The 12,848-nt window shown below is 60.4% G+C and carries 15 protein-coding genes and 2 tRNA genes; 8 read left to right on the top strand and 9 right to left on the bottom strand.

Annotated features, from left to right (window positions below):
- Positions 1-8 precede the first annotated feature (8 nt).
- From arsD to OKC43_RS18485, 3 genes are all read right to left on the bottom strand, one after another.
- Entirely contained in the window at positions 9-377 is a 369-nt protein-coding gene (arsD, locus tag OKC43_RS18475) for an arsenite efflux transporter metallochaperone ArsD (protein WP_100654212.1), read from the bottom strand.
- Positions 378-381: 4 nt separating this feature from the next.
- Positions 382-750, bottom strand: a complete 369-nt coding sequence (locus tag OKC43_RS18480; RefSeq protein WP_201938319.1) for an ArsR/SmtB family transcription factor — start codon at positions 748-750, stop codon at positions 382-384.
- Positions 751-1,007: 257 nt separating this feature from the next.
- A complete protein-coding gene (locus tag OKC43_RS18485) occupies positions 1,008-1,406 on the bottom strand; it encodes an META domain-containing protein (RefSeq protein ID WP_005359119.1) in 399 nt (132 codons plus the stop codon).
- A 157-nt stretch (positions 1,407-1,563) separates the two neighbouring features.
- On the opposite strand from OKC43_RS18485, the gene OKC43_RS18490 reads away from it, so the two are divergent.
- Entirely contained in the window at positions 1,564-2,043 is a 480-nt protein-coding gene (locus OKC43_RS18490) for a hypothetical protein (RefSeq protein WP_005350173.1), read from the top strand.
- Positions 2,044-2,046: 3 nt separating this feature from the next.
- Here OKC43_RS18490 and OKC43_RS18495 read toward each other — a convergent pair whose 3' ends face one another.
- Positions 2,047-2,526, bottom strand: a complete 480-nt coding sequence (locus tag OKC43_RS18495; protein ID WP_042054958.1) for a putative 4-hydroxy-4-methyl-2-oxoglutarate aldolase — start codon at positions 2,524-2,526, stop codon at positions 2,047-2,049.
- A 42-nt stretch (positions 2,527-2,568) separates the two neighbouring features.
- A complete protein-coding gene (locus OKC43_RS18500; RefSeq protein WP_265784189.1) occupies positions 2,569-2,976 on the bottom strand; it encodes a DUF3293 domain-containing protein in 408 nt (135 codons plus the stop codon).
- Between the two features lie 396 nt (positions 2,977-3,372).
- Between OKC43_RS18500 and arcA the strand changes: the two genes are divergently transcribed.
- A complete protein-coding gene (gene arcA / locus OKC43_RS18505; protein WP_005338193.1) occupies positions 3,373-4,092 on the top strand; it encodes a two-component system response regulator ArcA in 720 nt (239 codons plus the stop codon).
- A gap of 154 nt (positions 4,093-4,246) precedes the next feature.
- Here the strand turns inward: arcA and OKC43_RS18510 are convergent.
- Positions 4,247-4,321, bottom strand: a tRNA-Gly gene (locus OKC43_RS18510).
- 15 nt (positions 4,322-4,336) lie between these two features.
- Positions 4,337-4,410: transfer RNA gene (locus OKC43_RS18515), tRNA-Gly, on the bottom strand.
- 201 nt (positions 4,411-4,611) lie between these two features.
- Here OKC43_RS18515 and cydD point away from each other — a divergent pair.
- From cydD to OKC43_RS18535, 4 genes are all read left to right on the top strand, one after another.
- A complete protein-coding gene (gene cydD, locus OKC43_RS18520) occupies positions 4,612-6,381 on the top strand; it encodes a heme ABC transporter permease/ATP-binding protein CydD (protein ID WP_270804055.1) in 1,770 nt (589 codons plus the stop codon).
- The gene (cydC, locus tag OKC43_RS18525) at positions 6,374-8,104 is read left to right on the top strand and encodes a heme ABC transporter ATP-binding protein/permease CydC (RefSeq protein ID WP_270804054.1); all 1,731 of its coding nucleotides are present in this window, start codon (positions 6,374-6,376) and stop codon (positions 8,102-8,104) included. The genes cydD and cydC overlap by 8 nt, the downstream gene beginning before the upstream one ends.
- A 174-nt stretch (positions 8,105-8,278) precedes the next feature.
- Complete coding sequence (gene rcsF, locus OKC43_RS18530; RefSeq protein WP_270804053.1) at positions 8,279-8,650, top strand: Rcs stress response system protein RcsF; 372 nt, start codon at positions 8,279-8,281, stop codon at positions 8,648-8,650.
- 9 nt (positions 8,651-8,659) lie between these two features.
- Positions 8,660-9,046 (top strand): DUF488 domain-containing protein, encoded by a 387-nt coding sequence (locus OKC43_RS18535; protein WP_270804052.1) that lies wholly within the window; start codon positions 8,660-8,662, stop codon positions 9,044-9,046.
- A 159-nt stretch (positions 9,047-9,205) separates the two neighbouring features.
- Here the strand turns inward: OKC43_RS18535 and OKC43_RS18540 are convergent, their stop codons facing one another.
- Positions 9,206-10,204, bottom strand: coding sequence for an NAD-dependent epimerase/dehydratase family protein (locus OKC43_RS18540; RefSeq protein WP_270804051.1), 999 nt, complete (start codon positions 10,202-10,204; stop codon positions 9,206-9,208).
- A 213-nt stretch (positions 10,205-10,417) separates the two neighbouring features.
- On the opposite strand from OKC43_RS18540, the gene tsaA reads away from it, so the two are divergent.
- On the top strand, positions 10,418-11,122 hold the full coding sequence (tsaA, locus tag OKC43_RS18545; RefSeq protein WP_201948000.1) for a tRNA (N6-threonylcarbamoyladenosine(37)-N6)-methyltransferase TrmO: 705 nt from the start codon (positions 10,418-10,420) through the stop codon (positions 11,120-11,122).
- Between the two features lie 287 nt (positions 11,123-11,409).
- Positions 11,410-11,958 (top strand): cytochrome b, encoded by a 549-nt coding sequence (locus OKC43_RS18550; protein WP_270804050.1) that lies wholly within the window; start codon positions 11,410-11,412, stop codon positions 11,956-11,958.
- 76 nt (positions 11,959-12,034) lie between these two features.
- Here OKC43_RS18550 and OKC43_RS18555 read toward each other — a convergent pair whose 3' ends face one another.
- A complete protein-coding gene (locus OKC43_RS18555) occupies positions 12,035-12,715 on the bottom strand; it encodes a bactofilin family protein (protein WP_270804049.1) in 681 nt (226 codons plus the stop codon).
- Positions 12,716-12,848 lie beyond the last annotated feature (133 nt).

Consider the following 12,848-nt stretch of genomic DNA (forward strand, 5'->3'; position numbering starts at 1 on the left):
GTCACGACTCAGCAGCAACCGCTGCCAGAGCAGCAGCCGCCCTTGACGATCCCCTTGATGGCCGCTTGTGGCGCAGGCAGCCCGGCATAACGGGCCAGCTCGCTGCGGCTCGGATAACGGCCGGTCAACACCACCTGCCCCGCCACCAGCACCAGTGGCAACCCCTCCTCCCCGGCATGGGTCAGAAAAGCGCTGACGGCAGGCGTCTCGGCAAACTGCATCGGCTGCTGGGCCAGATTGAAACGCTCGATGGCCACCCCCTGCTCCTTGGCCCAGGCAAGGTCGGCTGCGAAGGTGACCAGTGCCTGATCAACCTCGGTACCGCAGACACCGCTGGAGCAGCAGAGGGCGGGATCAAAAATCTGAATGGAGGACATGGCATTACTCCTTGTTGCAGCAGGGCTGCGCAGGCAGAACATGGGGGGAGCAGGCTGACTCGGCACGCATCACGCCGCACGCCTCGGGATGACCGGCGCAGCACTCCTCGGTGAGGTAGGCGATCACATCCAGCATCAGGGGAATATTGGCGCGGTAGCGCAGAAAGCGCCCCTCCTGCTCCACCGACAGCAGACCAGTGTTGAGCATCGCCTTGAAGTGAAACGAGAGGGTATTGGGGGCAATATCGAGCTCGCTGGCCAGTTCACCGGCGACCCGCCCCTCCAGCCCGGCCTTCACCAGCAGCCGCCATACATCGAGCCGGATGCCGGATGCCAGCGATTCAAAGACCTTGGTGGCCATCTCTTTGTTCATCTTCACTCCCCTTGGTGCGACTTTTCATTTCAACTATACAAGAATCATTGAAATGATCAAGATACGTACCAAAGCGAAGATACGAGATTCTGGTATCAAACCGGGCTGACTGGAGAATCGACGAGTGAACAACAGTAGCGGACGAGCACACAGGGTTCGTCGCAGATAAACAGACGCCCTCCAGAGGGAGGGCGTATCAGAGCGTTTGACCCGCCAGCACAGTCAGCGCTGTCGGGGCAATCAGACAAACGCGAGCCTTATTTGGCAGCAGGCACCGCGTTAAAGGTGAGCAGGGCCGCCTTGTTGGCATCGCTCAGAGTCAGCTGGTTGCCGTTGATGGAGTAGGTTGCCACCTTCTCCAGCTTTTGCAGGAACTCGGTCTCTTTGTTCATGGCGTCGCCGATGCACATCATGCGAGTGGAGCCCATGGCGCCCAGCGTCAAGACACCGTCACCCTGCTTGGTGATACCGCCAAAATAGCGGTTGCAGCCGCCCTTGCCCGCCACCTTGCCGTCAACCACTTGCAGGGTGAAGGTATCGCCGGTGGCGCCTTGCAGCTGCCAGCTGGATGCTTGCAGTTGAGCCATGCTGGAACCTGTTGCCATTGCGCAGCCTCCCAGTGCCAGCGCGGCCAGCAGAGTCAGTTTCTTGTTCATGGATTCACCTCTTAATGATTAGAGCCATCAATACGGCAGCCTGTTTATCATGGCTGGCGCCCATGCCAAAGGATTTTATTGTGATCACGCTTCACTTTACTACCAGCTGGCATGTGCCATGCTTAGGCTCAGTTCCGGACCCAGGGAGGGGAAACGAATGGTCAAATCACTCATCATCACACTGCTTGCAACCTGCGCCAGCATGGCCGTACAGGCCGCCGACTGGGCAGTGGTTCAGCCGCAATCCAACCCGTCTCTCTATGTCAAAAGTTACTCGGGTGTGCTGCTCAATGGCCATAGCCATCACAGCGACAGTTTTGATCTCTGGCTGGTCAATAGCGGCTATCAATATCCGGTGGTGGATGATGTAACCCTCTTTATGGAAGCGGGCCCGGCAGTGGCGGATCAAAATCGCACATCCGGATTCAATATGAGTTCGGGGGTACGCTACCAGCTCTCTCCGGCATTCAATATCGGCAGCCAGATCAAGCATCTCGATCTCAACAAGGCCAGCACCCTGCTGGAGCTTAACTCCAGCCTGCTGCTGACCCCCAGACTCTCCCTCACCGCCAACTACGGCGTCAGCGCCATCACTGCCGATCAGGCACTGAGTCTGGGCGTCGGCTTCAACTTCTGATGATCACAACAGCGGCGTGGCGCTCACCACCACGCCGTTGCGATCCGCATAGACATAATCCCCTTCGTGGATGGTCACCCCGGCAAAGCTGACCACGGCCCCCAGCTCACCCAATCCCCGCTTCTCGGTCTTGACCGGACAGGCCGCCAGCGCCTTGACCCCGAGCGCCAATGTCGCCAGGGTGCCCACATCCCGCGCCGCGCCGTGGATCAGGATACCCTCCCACCCCTGCTCCACCGCCTTGACCGCCAGTTGATCGCCAAGCAGCGCACGGCGCAGCGAACCGCCACCGTCGATCACCATCACCTTGCCGTGACCGGGGCGGGTCACCAGATCCCGCACCAGACTGTTGTCTTCATAACAGGAGAGCGTTACGGCGCGACCATAGAAGATAGCCTTGCCGCCAAAATCCTGAAACACCGGGTCGGCCACTTGCAGCAAGTCGCCATGTTGATCGCAGAGGTCGGGCAGGAGATCCAGCATGATTTGATTCCTTTCAGATGCATGAAGGTGTTCATTCTTTCATCAGGCAAGGTTTCTGGCAATCCAGAAGGATTCAATATTGCCCAAGCAAACTGCTGATTTATCCGTCAATACCGGTGTCAGCCAAAGCTGGCCATCCTCCACCCAGTAGATGGCGTTCTGGCCAAAACGGGCAGCCAGCTGACGGGCTTGTGGCAGGGATAGCGCCACCGCCAGCGATGACTCCTGCCAGCGTTCGTCCGGGTCAGATCCCCAAAATGGCCCCACCACGGGCACCTGCAAATCCACGGTCAGATGGTGCCACAGCGCCCGTTCCCGCCGCATATTGCGTCGTTGTGTGACCCACTGGCTGGCCGGATTCCAGGCTGTGATGATGGCAAAAGCAGACCAGTCTGGTGGCTCAAATGGCGCGATAAAGCAGATTTTCTTGTAGTTTTCCCACAAATTCATGTCAATCACATGTTACATTCCATTACATTTTGTAGGGGCGAAAACCCGGTTCAGGCCAAGTATGATGCTGCTGTACCAGGGTTTGACCTATATCAAATCAGAGTTAAAAAGTTGCTATCTGACGGCAAAGAGTGTTGTTATGCTCCTGTTAACTGATAAAATGCGGCCACTTTCGTAATGGACGACCTTTCCAGGCTCTGCTCGACCAGACTTGTCGGGAACCTGTAAGTGGCACAGGGATACTTGCCGGTACTGATGCCTAATTCGCGATATTCCGACCTGACTCTCATACCCAGGATGACGTAATAAATTTTCAGGATCAGTCAGGAAATCGGTTTGAAACGCCAAAGAGTGTTAAATTTAAGATAATTAACTGATAAGAATCTGGGAATACTCATGCAAACACCACACATTCTGATCGTCGAAGACGAGCTGGTCACACGCAATACCCTGAAAAGCATTTTTGAAGCCGAAGGCTACATCGTGCTCGAAGCCAACAACGGCGACGAGATGCACCAGGCCCTCACTTCCCACACCATCAATCTGGTGATCATGGACATCAACCTGCCAGGCAAGAACGGCCTGCTGCTGGCCCGTGAGCTGCGTGAGAACGACAACATCGCCCTGATGTTCCTGACCGGTCGTGACAACGAAGTGGACAAGATCCTGGGTCTGGAGATCGGCGCCGATGATTACATCACCAAGCCGTTCAACCCGCGCGAGCTGACCATCCGTGCCCGCAACCTGCTGAGCCGCACCATGAACGTGGCTGCCGGTGGCGAAGAGAAGAAGCTGGTTGAGCGCTACCTGTTCAACGGCTGGGCGCTGGATATCAACAGCCGCGCACTGGTCAGCCCGACTGGCGACATGTTCAAGCTGCCGCGCTCCGAGTTCCGCGCCATGCTGCACTTCTGCGAAAACCCGGGCCAGATCCAGACCCGTGCCGAGCTGCTGAAGAAGATGACCGGCCGTGAGCTCAAGCCCCACGACCGTACCGTCGATGTGACCATCCGTCGCATTCGCAAGCACTTCGAAAGCGTCAACGATACTCCGGAGATCATCGCCACCATCCACGGCGAAGGCTACCGTTTCTGTGGTGAGCTGGAGCAGGAATAAGCTCCCGCGACGCTGTTGATCTGAAAAGGCGCCTCGGGCGCCTTTTCTGTCTCTGCGGTTTGCCTTAAAGCTGAGAAACGGTAAGCGTGACGGCGCACAAGATAGATGAAAAACAAAAAGCCCACTCGCAGGAGTGGGCTTTTTGTTTTGAAGCTGGAGCGGGCAGCGGGAATCGAACCCGCATCATCAGCTTGGAAGGCTGAGGTAATAGCCATTATACGATGCCCGCCTGGCATCTGAAATTTGGAGCGGGTGATGGGAATCGAACCCACGTATGCAGCTTGGGAAGCTACCGTTCTACCATTGAACTACACCCGCGTCAGGGCTCCTACTATATGCATTTTGCCGCTGAGCGCAATGGCGCCTTTGCCACTTTTTTCAATAAATCAATCTGTTCGGACAAGGATTGAACAGACGGTTGCTTTTTCAATCAAACATTTTCAACACAGATAATTTACAAGGTTGCCAAGGCCAAACGGCAAGGATAGTCTTGCGCCACTCGACGCGAGGATGGTGGTAATGGATAAAAAAACGCAAAAACGTCTCTATGGCTGGTTGCGCAAGCAATCGAGTCACGGTCGCCGCTGGATCACGATATCCATCGCTTTTGGCCTTGGCCAGGGCATTCTGATGGTGGCGCAAGCCTGGCTGCTGGCGACCCTGTTGCACGGCTTTATCATCGAAGGCTCAACGCCTGAGCAATCCATCACGCTCTTTATTACCCTGCTGCTGGTGACGCTTGGCAAAGCGGCGCTGGCCTATGGCCGCGAAGTGGCCAGTTTCAAGGCGGGCAGCGCGGTGCGCCAGACCATCCGCCAGCTGGTGCTCACGCGTTTGAGTCGTCTCGGCCCGGCTTATATCCAGCGCCGTCCGGCCGGTAGCTGGGCCAGCCTGCTGCTGGAACAGATTGAAAACATGCAGGATTTCTTCTCCCGCTATCTGCCGCAGATGGCCATCGCCGTCTTTATTCCGGTGGTCATTCTGGTGGCCGTGTTCCCGGTCAACTGGGCGGCGGGTCTGATCCTGCTGGGCACTGCGCCCCTCATCCCCATCTTTATGATCCTGGTAGGTGTGGGCGCCGCCGATGCCAACCGCCGCAATTTTCAGGCGCTGGCTCGTCTCTCTGGTCACTTCCTCGATCGGCTGAAGGGGCTGCGCACGCTGCAACTCTTTATGCGTACCCAGGCGGAAGGTGAAGCCATTCGCGACGCCTCGGAAGATTTTCGCGAGCGCACCATGGAAGTGCTGCGCCTGGCGTTTTTGAGCACCGCCGTGCTGGAGTTCTTCGCCGCCATCTCGGTAGCGCTGGTTGCCGTCTACTTCGGCTTCTCTTATATCGACCATCTGAACTTTGGTAGCTATGGGGTCAAGGTCACCCTCTTTACCGGCCTGTTCGTGCTGTTTCTCGCCCCCGAGTTCTACGCCCCGCTGCGGGAACTGGGTGCCCACTACCACGCCAAGGCGCAGGCTATCGGCGCTGCCGAGCAGCTGCTGGAATTCCTAGAAGCCGAGGTGAGCGAACCGGCCGCAGGCACGGCGCCGTTCCATGCCGACAGCCCGGTCAAGGTAGAAGCCAAAGGCCTTGAAGTGCTGAGCGCCGAGGGCAAGGTGCTGGTCGGCCCCATCGACTTCACTTTGGAAGCCGGTTCACGCACCGCCCTCATCGGCGTCAGCGGCGCAGGCAAAAGCTCGCTGGTCAACGCCCTGCTCGGCTTTGCCCCCTATCGTGGCGAGCTCAAGGTCAACGGACAGGAGCTTGCCACCCTCGACATGAGCCAGTGGCGCCTGCAACTGGGCTGGCTCTCGCAAAACCCGCAGCTGTTCCACGCCTCCTTGCGCGACAACCTGCTGCTGGCCAAGCCAACGGCCAGCGATGCCGAGCTGGAAGATGCCCTGAAACGGGCACAGGCGTGGGAATTTGCCATGGAGAAGGGGCTCGACTATCCGGTCGGCGATCAGGCAGGCGGCCTCTCGGTTGGTCAGGCCCAACGCCTTGCCCTGGCGCGAACCCTGCTCAAATCAACCCAGCTGATGGTGCTCGATGAGCCGACCGCCAGTCTGGATCGCCACTCCGAGCGCGCCATCATGACCACCCTCGAGCAGGCGATGGCTGGCCAGACCCTGCTGATGATCACCCACCGCCTCGACCAGCTTACCAAGATGGACAAGATAATGGTGCTGGCCCATGGCCAGCTGGTGGAGCAAGGCAGCTTCCAACAATTGAGTCAGGCGGATGGGCCTTTTGCCCGCCTGCTCTCCCAACGTTCCGGAGGTTCTCTCGATGAGTGATCTGTTGCCGTTTCTGCGCCTCTATCGCCAACACTGGCTCAGCCTCACCATTGGTTTGCTGCTGGCGCTGGTGACCCTGGCCGCCGGCATGGGGCTGCTCTCCCTCTCCGGCTGGTTCCTCTCTGCCGCCGCCGTGGCGGGGATGACAGTTGCGACGACCCATGCTTTTAACTACATGACCCCCGCGGGCGGGGTGCGCTTCTTCTCCATCGTCCGCACCGCCGGTCGCTGGGGTGAGCGGGTGGTGAGCCACGACGCCACCTTCCGGGTACTGACCCGGTTGCGGGTCTGGTTCTGGCAGAAACTCTCGCCGCTCTCCACCGGTACCCTGGCCGGTTTCCGTCAGGCGGATCTGCTCAACCGACTGGTAGCCGACATCGATGCGATGGACCACGTCTATCTGCGGCTGATCACCCCCATAGGCGCGGCCCTGCTCAGCACCGCCGGACTGGTCTTCTTCCTGTCGTTTTTTGACTGTCGCCTCGCCCTTACCCTGGGGGCCATTCTGCTGTTTGGCATGATTGCCCTGCCGCTGGTGTTCTACTTCCTCGGCCGTCGTCCCGGTCAGGCGCTGATTGCCGAAAAATCGACCCTGCGTACCCGGATGGTGGACTATCTGGATGGACAGGCCGAGCTGCAGATGTTTGCCGCCGCCCCCAAGGCGCTGGTTGAGCTGCAACAGGCCGAACAGGCACTGCTCGTCGCGCAGGCCCGCATGGCCAAGGTGAGCGGGCTGGCCAACTTCTCGGTGCAACTGCTGAGCGGCTGGACCCTGACCCTGATGCTCTGGCTGGCCGGTCATGGGGTAGCGGGCGCTGCGCCCGACCCCATCACCGCACTGATGGTCTTTGCCACCCTGGCAAGCTTCGAGGCACTGATGCCGCTGGCGGGGGCTTTCCAGCACCTCTCCACCAGCCTCACCTCGGCACGCCGCCTGAACGAGATCCTGCAAGAGGCAAAAGCCCCCGTGTGGGGCGACGAGCAGACCCATGCCACCGCTGGCGCGCTTCAGATCAATGACCTCTATTTTGGCTACCCCGGCAACCCCCAGCCGGTGCTGCGTGGCTGCACCCTGCAGCTGCACGCCGGTGAGAAGCTGGCGCTGCTGGGCCAGACCGGCTGCGGCAAATCGACCCTGATGGGGCTGCTGACCCGTGAGTGGAGCCCTCAGGCTGGCAAGATCCTGCTGGGTGGCAAGCCGCTCACCGACTACAGCGAAGGGGCGCTGCGCGCCTCCATCTCGGTGGTGAGCCAGCGGGTGCATCTGTTTGCCGATACCCTGCGGGGCAACCTCAAACTGGCAGCCCCGACCGCCACTGACGAGCAGCTGATTGCGGTACTGACTCAGGTCGGACTGGCCAATCTGCTGGAAGATGAGGCGAGCCTCGACGCCTGGCTCGGTGACGGCGGCCGCCCCCTCTCCGGTGGTGAGCGTCGCCGTATCGGCATCGCCCGCGCCCTGCTGCACGATGCGCCGCTCTGGCTGCTGGACGAACCGACCGAAGGGCTAGACAGCCAGACCGAGCGGGAGATCATGGATCTGCTGTTCCGGCTTGGGGCAGCTCGCACCTTGCTGCTCATCTCCCACCGCCTGCTGGGGATGGAACAGATGGACCGGATTGCCCTGATGGAAGAGGGACAGATCCGCCTCTGCGCCCCGCACAACGAGCTGCTGGGGGATGATTACTACCGCAGCCTCTATCAGCGACTGGCTCCTGTTTGATATCAGGCTGATATCAGCCTGATGGGGGTCACACCCCGACAACCGGGCGCAAAACGGGGCTGGTCGCCGCAGGCGGCTGGCCCCTATAATGTCCCCCTCATTATTCAACAAGATGCCGACATGGAGCGCCTGCGCATTTCTACTGTCCTCATCACCGACACAAGATACGAGACGATGAAACGCCTGATCCTGATGATGCCCCTGATTGCCTCCGGCTGTGCCAACTACGCCTTCAACAGCAATCTGGATAAAGAGAACTTCGACGAATACTTCAAACCCGGTAGCGTGCGCATCTATGAACAGGATGAGCTGGCTGACCTCAACTACCTCTACCTCGGCACCATCGAGGGGGAGTCTTGCCAGGCCGATGCCAACCAGCCGGTGCCCAACGCCGGTGAAGCGCGCACCCTGGCCCGCCGCCGCGCAGCCGACATGGGTGGCAACGGCGTCACCATCGACAAGTGTACCGAACTCAGCGACACCCCGGGCTGCCTGAAACAGGTGATCTGCTACGGGCAGGCGCTGAAAGTGGCCGAAGAGAAGTAACTCGCTGTCATGGCCCTCGCTATCGTTCGCCTTGGCAGCCCGCGCCTGCCCGATGAGGGGCTGCGGATCGGCACGGTGCGCCGCCCGCCCCGCGGCGTCCCCAAGAGCGAATTTGCCAACCAGCATTGGTATGATGTCTGGTTCCCCAACCTGGCTCCAAGCAGCGAGACCATGAAGCTGGGACAGGCCGCCGAGACACCCGCCCAGTGGGCGGCGTTTGGCAAACTGTACAAGGCCGAGATGGCGCAACCTGCCGCCAGGCATGATCTGGCGCTACTGGCCGCCCTCTCCCACACCACCAACCTCTCGGTGGGCTGTTACTGCGAGCAGGAGTCCCGCTGCCATCGCACCATTTTGAAAGAGCTGCTGGTAGACGCGGGGGCCGCCATTCGCTAACTCGGTGAGCGACAGCGATGGGACGGGGAATCGCGTCAGCCTGTATTCGGCAACCATCAGGCATAGATAGACAGAGAGGGCATCCCGCGGGATGCCCTCTCTCGTTGTATTCACACCTGCCGCGCCACGCTCGGTAGCAGCGGCACGATGCTCCCTCTCCTATTGCAGACTGGGCTCCAGCAACTGCTGCCGCAGCGAAGTCTCCTCGCCCTGAGTCATAGCATTCACCGCTACCCCGGCGGCAGGCTCGATGGCCAGCCAGTGGGCAAGGTCGGCGGCGGTCTCCTCCAGCGGCCGGAAGTTCAACCCGTGGACGATGGCCGCCTCGGCGCTTATAGAGCCGTAACCGGCAAACTCCGCCTGCGCGCAGGGCAAGAGGGTGGGATAGCTCTGCCAGGGCTCGATACCGGCTGCCATCAGGGTCGACCAAGGCAACCATTCGGGCTGGATGGGGCGGGCGGGCTGCAACCGGGCGCTCAACCGCTCCAGCCAGTCGCAGAGGGTAATGCCGGGTTTGAGCAGGTTGAAGATGCCCCCCAACTGCTGCTCGGCGGCCCGTAACACAAACTCGGCGCAGTCGCGCACATCGAGATACTGCAAGCGATCCTCGCCACTGCCCGGCAGCAACCAGGGCCCGCCCTGCTGCACCCGCTTAATCCACCAGGCTATGCGCCCGGTAGGATCATGGGGGCCGCACAACACGCCCGGGCGCAGGATGCAAAGCCGCTCACCCCAGCGGGCGCGATACGCCTGCTCGCACAACACCTTGAGGGGGCCATAGTCAGTGGGCATTTCCCCTTCGGGGATAGCATGCAGCGGCGCCGACTCATTCATCCCGGGCATTGAGAAATCGCGATAGACGCTGATGGTGGAGATAAAGATCAGCCGCGTGCAGCGCCCGAGCAAGGCGGCCGAGAGGCTTGCCGCCTGCTCGGGGCGATAGCAGCAGGTATCGATGACGAGATCCCACTGCAACCCGGCCCCTTGCAGGGCGCTCAGGCTCTTGTCCCTGTCGCCGGTGAGCTGCACCAGATCGCGCCAGTCCGGATGCTGGTGCAGGCCGCGATTGAACAGCGTCACTTCATGGCCCCAATCCAGCGCCAGCGCGGTGAGGTGACGCCCCAAAAAGCCGGTGCCACCGATAATCAGCAGTTTCATCCCTCTCCCTCCCCCTTCGGCGCGAGTGCGCACATTTCATTCTGACACGCCAGTTGCCTCCACCCTACGCAACTTGGTGCGCGGGCACAGCCCCCGACTGGCCGGGATGGGACAGGGATCACGGCAGCGCCGCAGAAATGGGCGTAATAAGGCCGAACCTGCGTTTTGGGGCCGCCTGTGCTAAATTGCCGGGGTTTTCAGTCAGGATCCGCCATGAAGTTCGAAATCGACACCCTCGGGATCATCCGCTCTCCCTACAAGGAGAAGTTCGCCATCCCCCGCCAGCCCGGACTGGTTAAATCGGCCCGCGCCCGCCTCGAGCTGCTCCCCCCTTACGATCAGCCGGATGTGCTGCGCGGCATCGAGCAGTTCTCCCATCTGTGGCTCAGCTTCGTCTTTCATCAGACCATGGCGCAGGGCTGGCACCCGACGGTGCGCCCGCCGCGCCTTGGCGGCAACGAACGGGTCGGCGTCTTTGCCACCCGCTCTACTTTCCGCCCCAATCCGCTAGGGCTCTCGGTGGTCGAGCTGCACGGGGTCGGTCGCGAGCGTGGCAAGCTGTGGCTGGAGCTGGGGTCGGTGGATCTGCTCGATGGCACCCCCATCGTCGATATCAAACCCTATATTCCCTATGCCGACAGCCTGCCGGATGCCCGTGGTGGTTTTGCCCCCGACGCCCCCACCCCGCCGCTGGCGGTGAGCTTCAGTGCCGAGGCCGAGCTGCAGTTGCAACCCTGGCTCAAGGCCCACCCCGAGCTGCGCCAGCTGGTGAGCGAAGTGCTGGCGCAAGATCCGCGCCCCGCTTACAAGAAGGGCAAGCCCGATGAGAAGGAGTACGGGGTGCGGCTGTTTGACTGCAACGTCCGTTTTCGCATCAACGAGCCGGATTGCGTGGTGCTGGCCATCGAGCCCGCCTGAACCTGGGCGGGCCGACATCAATGATGCTATTTCACGCCTTCTTCACGTCACAAGGGGCTTAATGAGCCTGTAAATTGTGTGGCATTGATCAGACTATCCACCCGGTTGCCAGTGATACCATGCACACAGCAGAGGGCATCTCCTCTCTGACTGATGCCAGCAGCAGGCTATCGATGTATGGCAAGCATGGTAGCCCGGCTGTTGCCGCCAAAGGATCTGGCCTCGCTCCGACACGCTTGAGTGCGGGGATGCCACACGGAGTGACAGCACTTCGAAGGAACAAAACTATGCTGATGAACAGTGAACAACGTTATGGCACCCTGAATATCGTGCTGCACTGGCTGACCCTGTGGGCCATGATCGCCGTCTACGCCCTGATCGAATTTCGCGATATTTTCCCCAAAGGGGACCCTGGCCGGGATCTGATGAAGGAGTGGCACTTTATGCTGGGGCTGCTTATCTTCGCCCTGGTCTTTGTCAGACTGGCCCTGCGCTGGATGAGCCCGACACCCCGTATCGTGCCCGAGCTCTCCCCGATCATGCACAAGCTGGCAAAACTGGCCCACCTCGCCCTCTACGGTTTTCTGATGCTCACCCCGCTGTTTGGCTGGCTGCTGCTGAGCGCCGCGGGCAAGCCCATCCCCTTCTTCGGGCTTGAGCTGCCTGCCCTGCTCTCCCCCAGTCCGGACCTCAAGGGACTGATCAAGGAGGTGCACGAGACGCTGGGTAATATCGGTTACGCCCTGATCGGCCTGCACACGGTGGCGGCCCTCTATCACCACCATATTCTCAAAGACAACACCCTCACCAATATGCTGCCGCCACGCCGCAGCTAACCGGTGACAGATAAACGCAGAGGGGGCCATCGTAGCCCCCTCTCTGTTTTCCTGAACAGCACGCTTGCAAAGAGCATCACGCCTGCTTGGCCAGCTCCTCGGTCGGCTTGCCTTTCGGTTCGTGCGGCAGCTTTTTCACATTGCTCTTGCTCTCCGGCTGCTTGCTCCCGGACGAACTGTTTTCAGACAAGGCTTGCAACACAGGATAGGCCTTGCCGGCCACGGTGGGCTGGGACTGGCCAACAAAGTTGCCGCCTTTGCAGATGGAGAGACTGCCCCCCTTGAAGATCCCCTGCATCTTGCCGCTCTCCAAGATCTCCACCTCGGCGGAGGTACAGGTGCCTTCCAGCAGACCATTGATGATCACGTGGGGCGCACTCACCTCTCCCTCAACGCTACCGCCCTGCATGATGCGCAGCACACCACCGATGAGCTGGATGGTGCCATTGACCTGACCGCGCACCTCCAGATCCCCCTCCACCTGCAACTCGCCCTTGAAGCGGGCACCGGCTGCAATCACAGTGGCACCGGCCGACCCAGTAGCCGCACCACCTTTGTTTCTTCCAAACATCCGTACTCTCTCCACCAACCACACAAGCAGAACCAGCGGCATCGGCGCCACTGGCCACAGAAAACAGGGCGACCCCAGCACGTAGAGCAGCAAGGCTGCCCCCCAGCAGAGCCAGACAATATAGAGGAAGTCACTGCGCTCACGCTGTTGCAGTCGCGCCAGCAGCCTCCCGGCCATCTCTCTCATCACATCAAACCTTTCGCAGCATGGCTGCCGACCAGCAGGCCATCGACAAGCCGGACCATGGTTAAACGACCAGTTGGCACGAACTCTGAAGTCCCGCTGATTCAGTCCCGATACAGCCGGGATGCATTAGGAT

The organism is Aeromonas sp. Y289-2, from assembly GCF_027705925.1.
Taxonomy (GTDB): domain Bacteria; phylum Pseudomonadota; class Gammaproteobacteria; order Enterobacterales; family Aeromonadaceae; genus Aeromonas; species Aeromonas veronii.

Excerpts from the sequence above, each read along its gene's own strand:
- arsD (WP_100654212.1), bottom strand. The coding sequence starts at position 377 with ATGTCCTCCATTCAGATTTTTGATCCCGCCCTCTGCTGCTCCAGCGGT.
- OKC43_RS18480 (WP_201938319.1), bottom strand. The coding sequence starts at position 750 with ATGAACAAAGAGATGGCCACCAAGGTCTTTGAATCGCTGGCATCCGGC.
- OKC43_RS18485 (WP_005359119.1), bottom strand. The coding sequence starts at position 1,406 with ATGAACAAGAAACTGACTCTGCTGGCCGCGCTGGCACTGGGAGGCTGC.
- OKC43_RS18490 (WP_005350173.1), top strand. The coding sequence starts at position 1,564 with ATGGTCAAATCACTCATCATCACACTGCTTGCAACCTGCGCCAGCATG.
- OKC43_RS18495 (WP_042054958.1), bottom strand. The coding sequence starts at position 2,526 with ATGCTGGATCTCCTGCCCGACCTCTGCGATCAACATGGCGACTTGCTG.
- OKC43_RS18500 (WP_265784189.1), bottom strand. The coding sequence starts at position 2,976 with ATGAATTTGTGGGAAAACTACAAGAAAATCTGCTTTATCGCGCCATTT.
- arcA (WP_005338193.1), top strand. The coding sequence starts at position 3,373 with ATGCAAACACCACACATTCTGATCGTCGAAGACGAGCTGGTCACACGC.
- cydD (WP_270804055.1), top strand. The coding sequence starts at position 4,612 with ATGGATAAAAAAACGCAAAAACGTCTCTATGGCTGGTTGCGCAAGCAA.
- cydC (WP_270804054.1), top strand. The coding sequence starts at position 6,374 with ATGAGTGATCTGTTGCCGTTTCTGCGCCTCTATCGCCAACACTGGCTC.
- rcsF (WP_270804053.1), top strand. The coding sequence starts at position 8,279 with ATGAAACGCCTGATCCTGATGATGCCCCTGATTGCCTCCGGCTGTGCC.
- OKC43_RS18535 (WP_270804052.1), top strand. The coding sequence starts at position 8,660 with ATGGCCCTCGCTATCGTTCGCCTTGGCAGCCCGCGCCTGCCCGATGAG.
- OKC43_RS18540 (WP_270804051.1), bottom strand. The coding sequence starts at position 10,204 with ATGAAACTGCTGATTATCGGTGGCACCGGCTTTTTGGGGCGTCACCTC.
- tsaA (WP_201948000.1), top strand. The coding sequence starts at position 10,418 with ATGAAGTTCGAAATCGACACCCTCGGGATCATCCGCTCTCCCTACAAG.
- OKC43_RS18550 (WP_270804050.1), top strand. The coding sequence starts at position 11,410 with ATGCTGATGAACAGTGAACAACGTTATGGCACCCTGAATATCGTGCTG.
- OKC43_RS18555 (WP_270804049.1), bottom strand. The coding sequence starts at position 12,715 with ATGAGAGAGATGGCCGGGAGGCTGCTGGCGCGACTGCAACAGCGTGAG.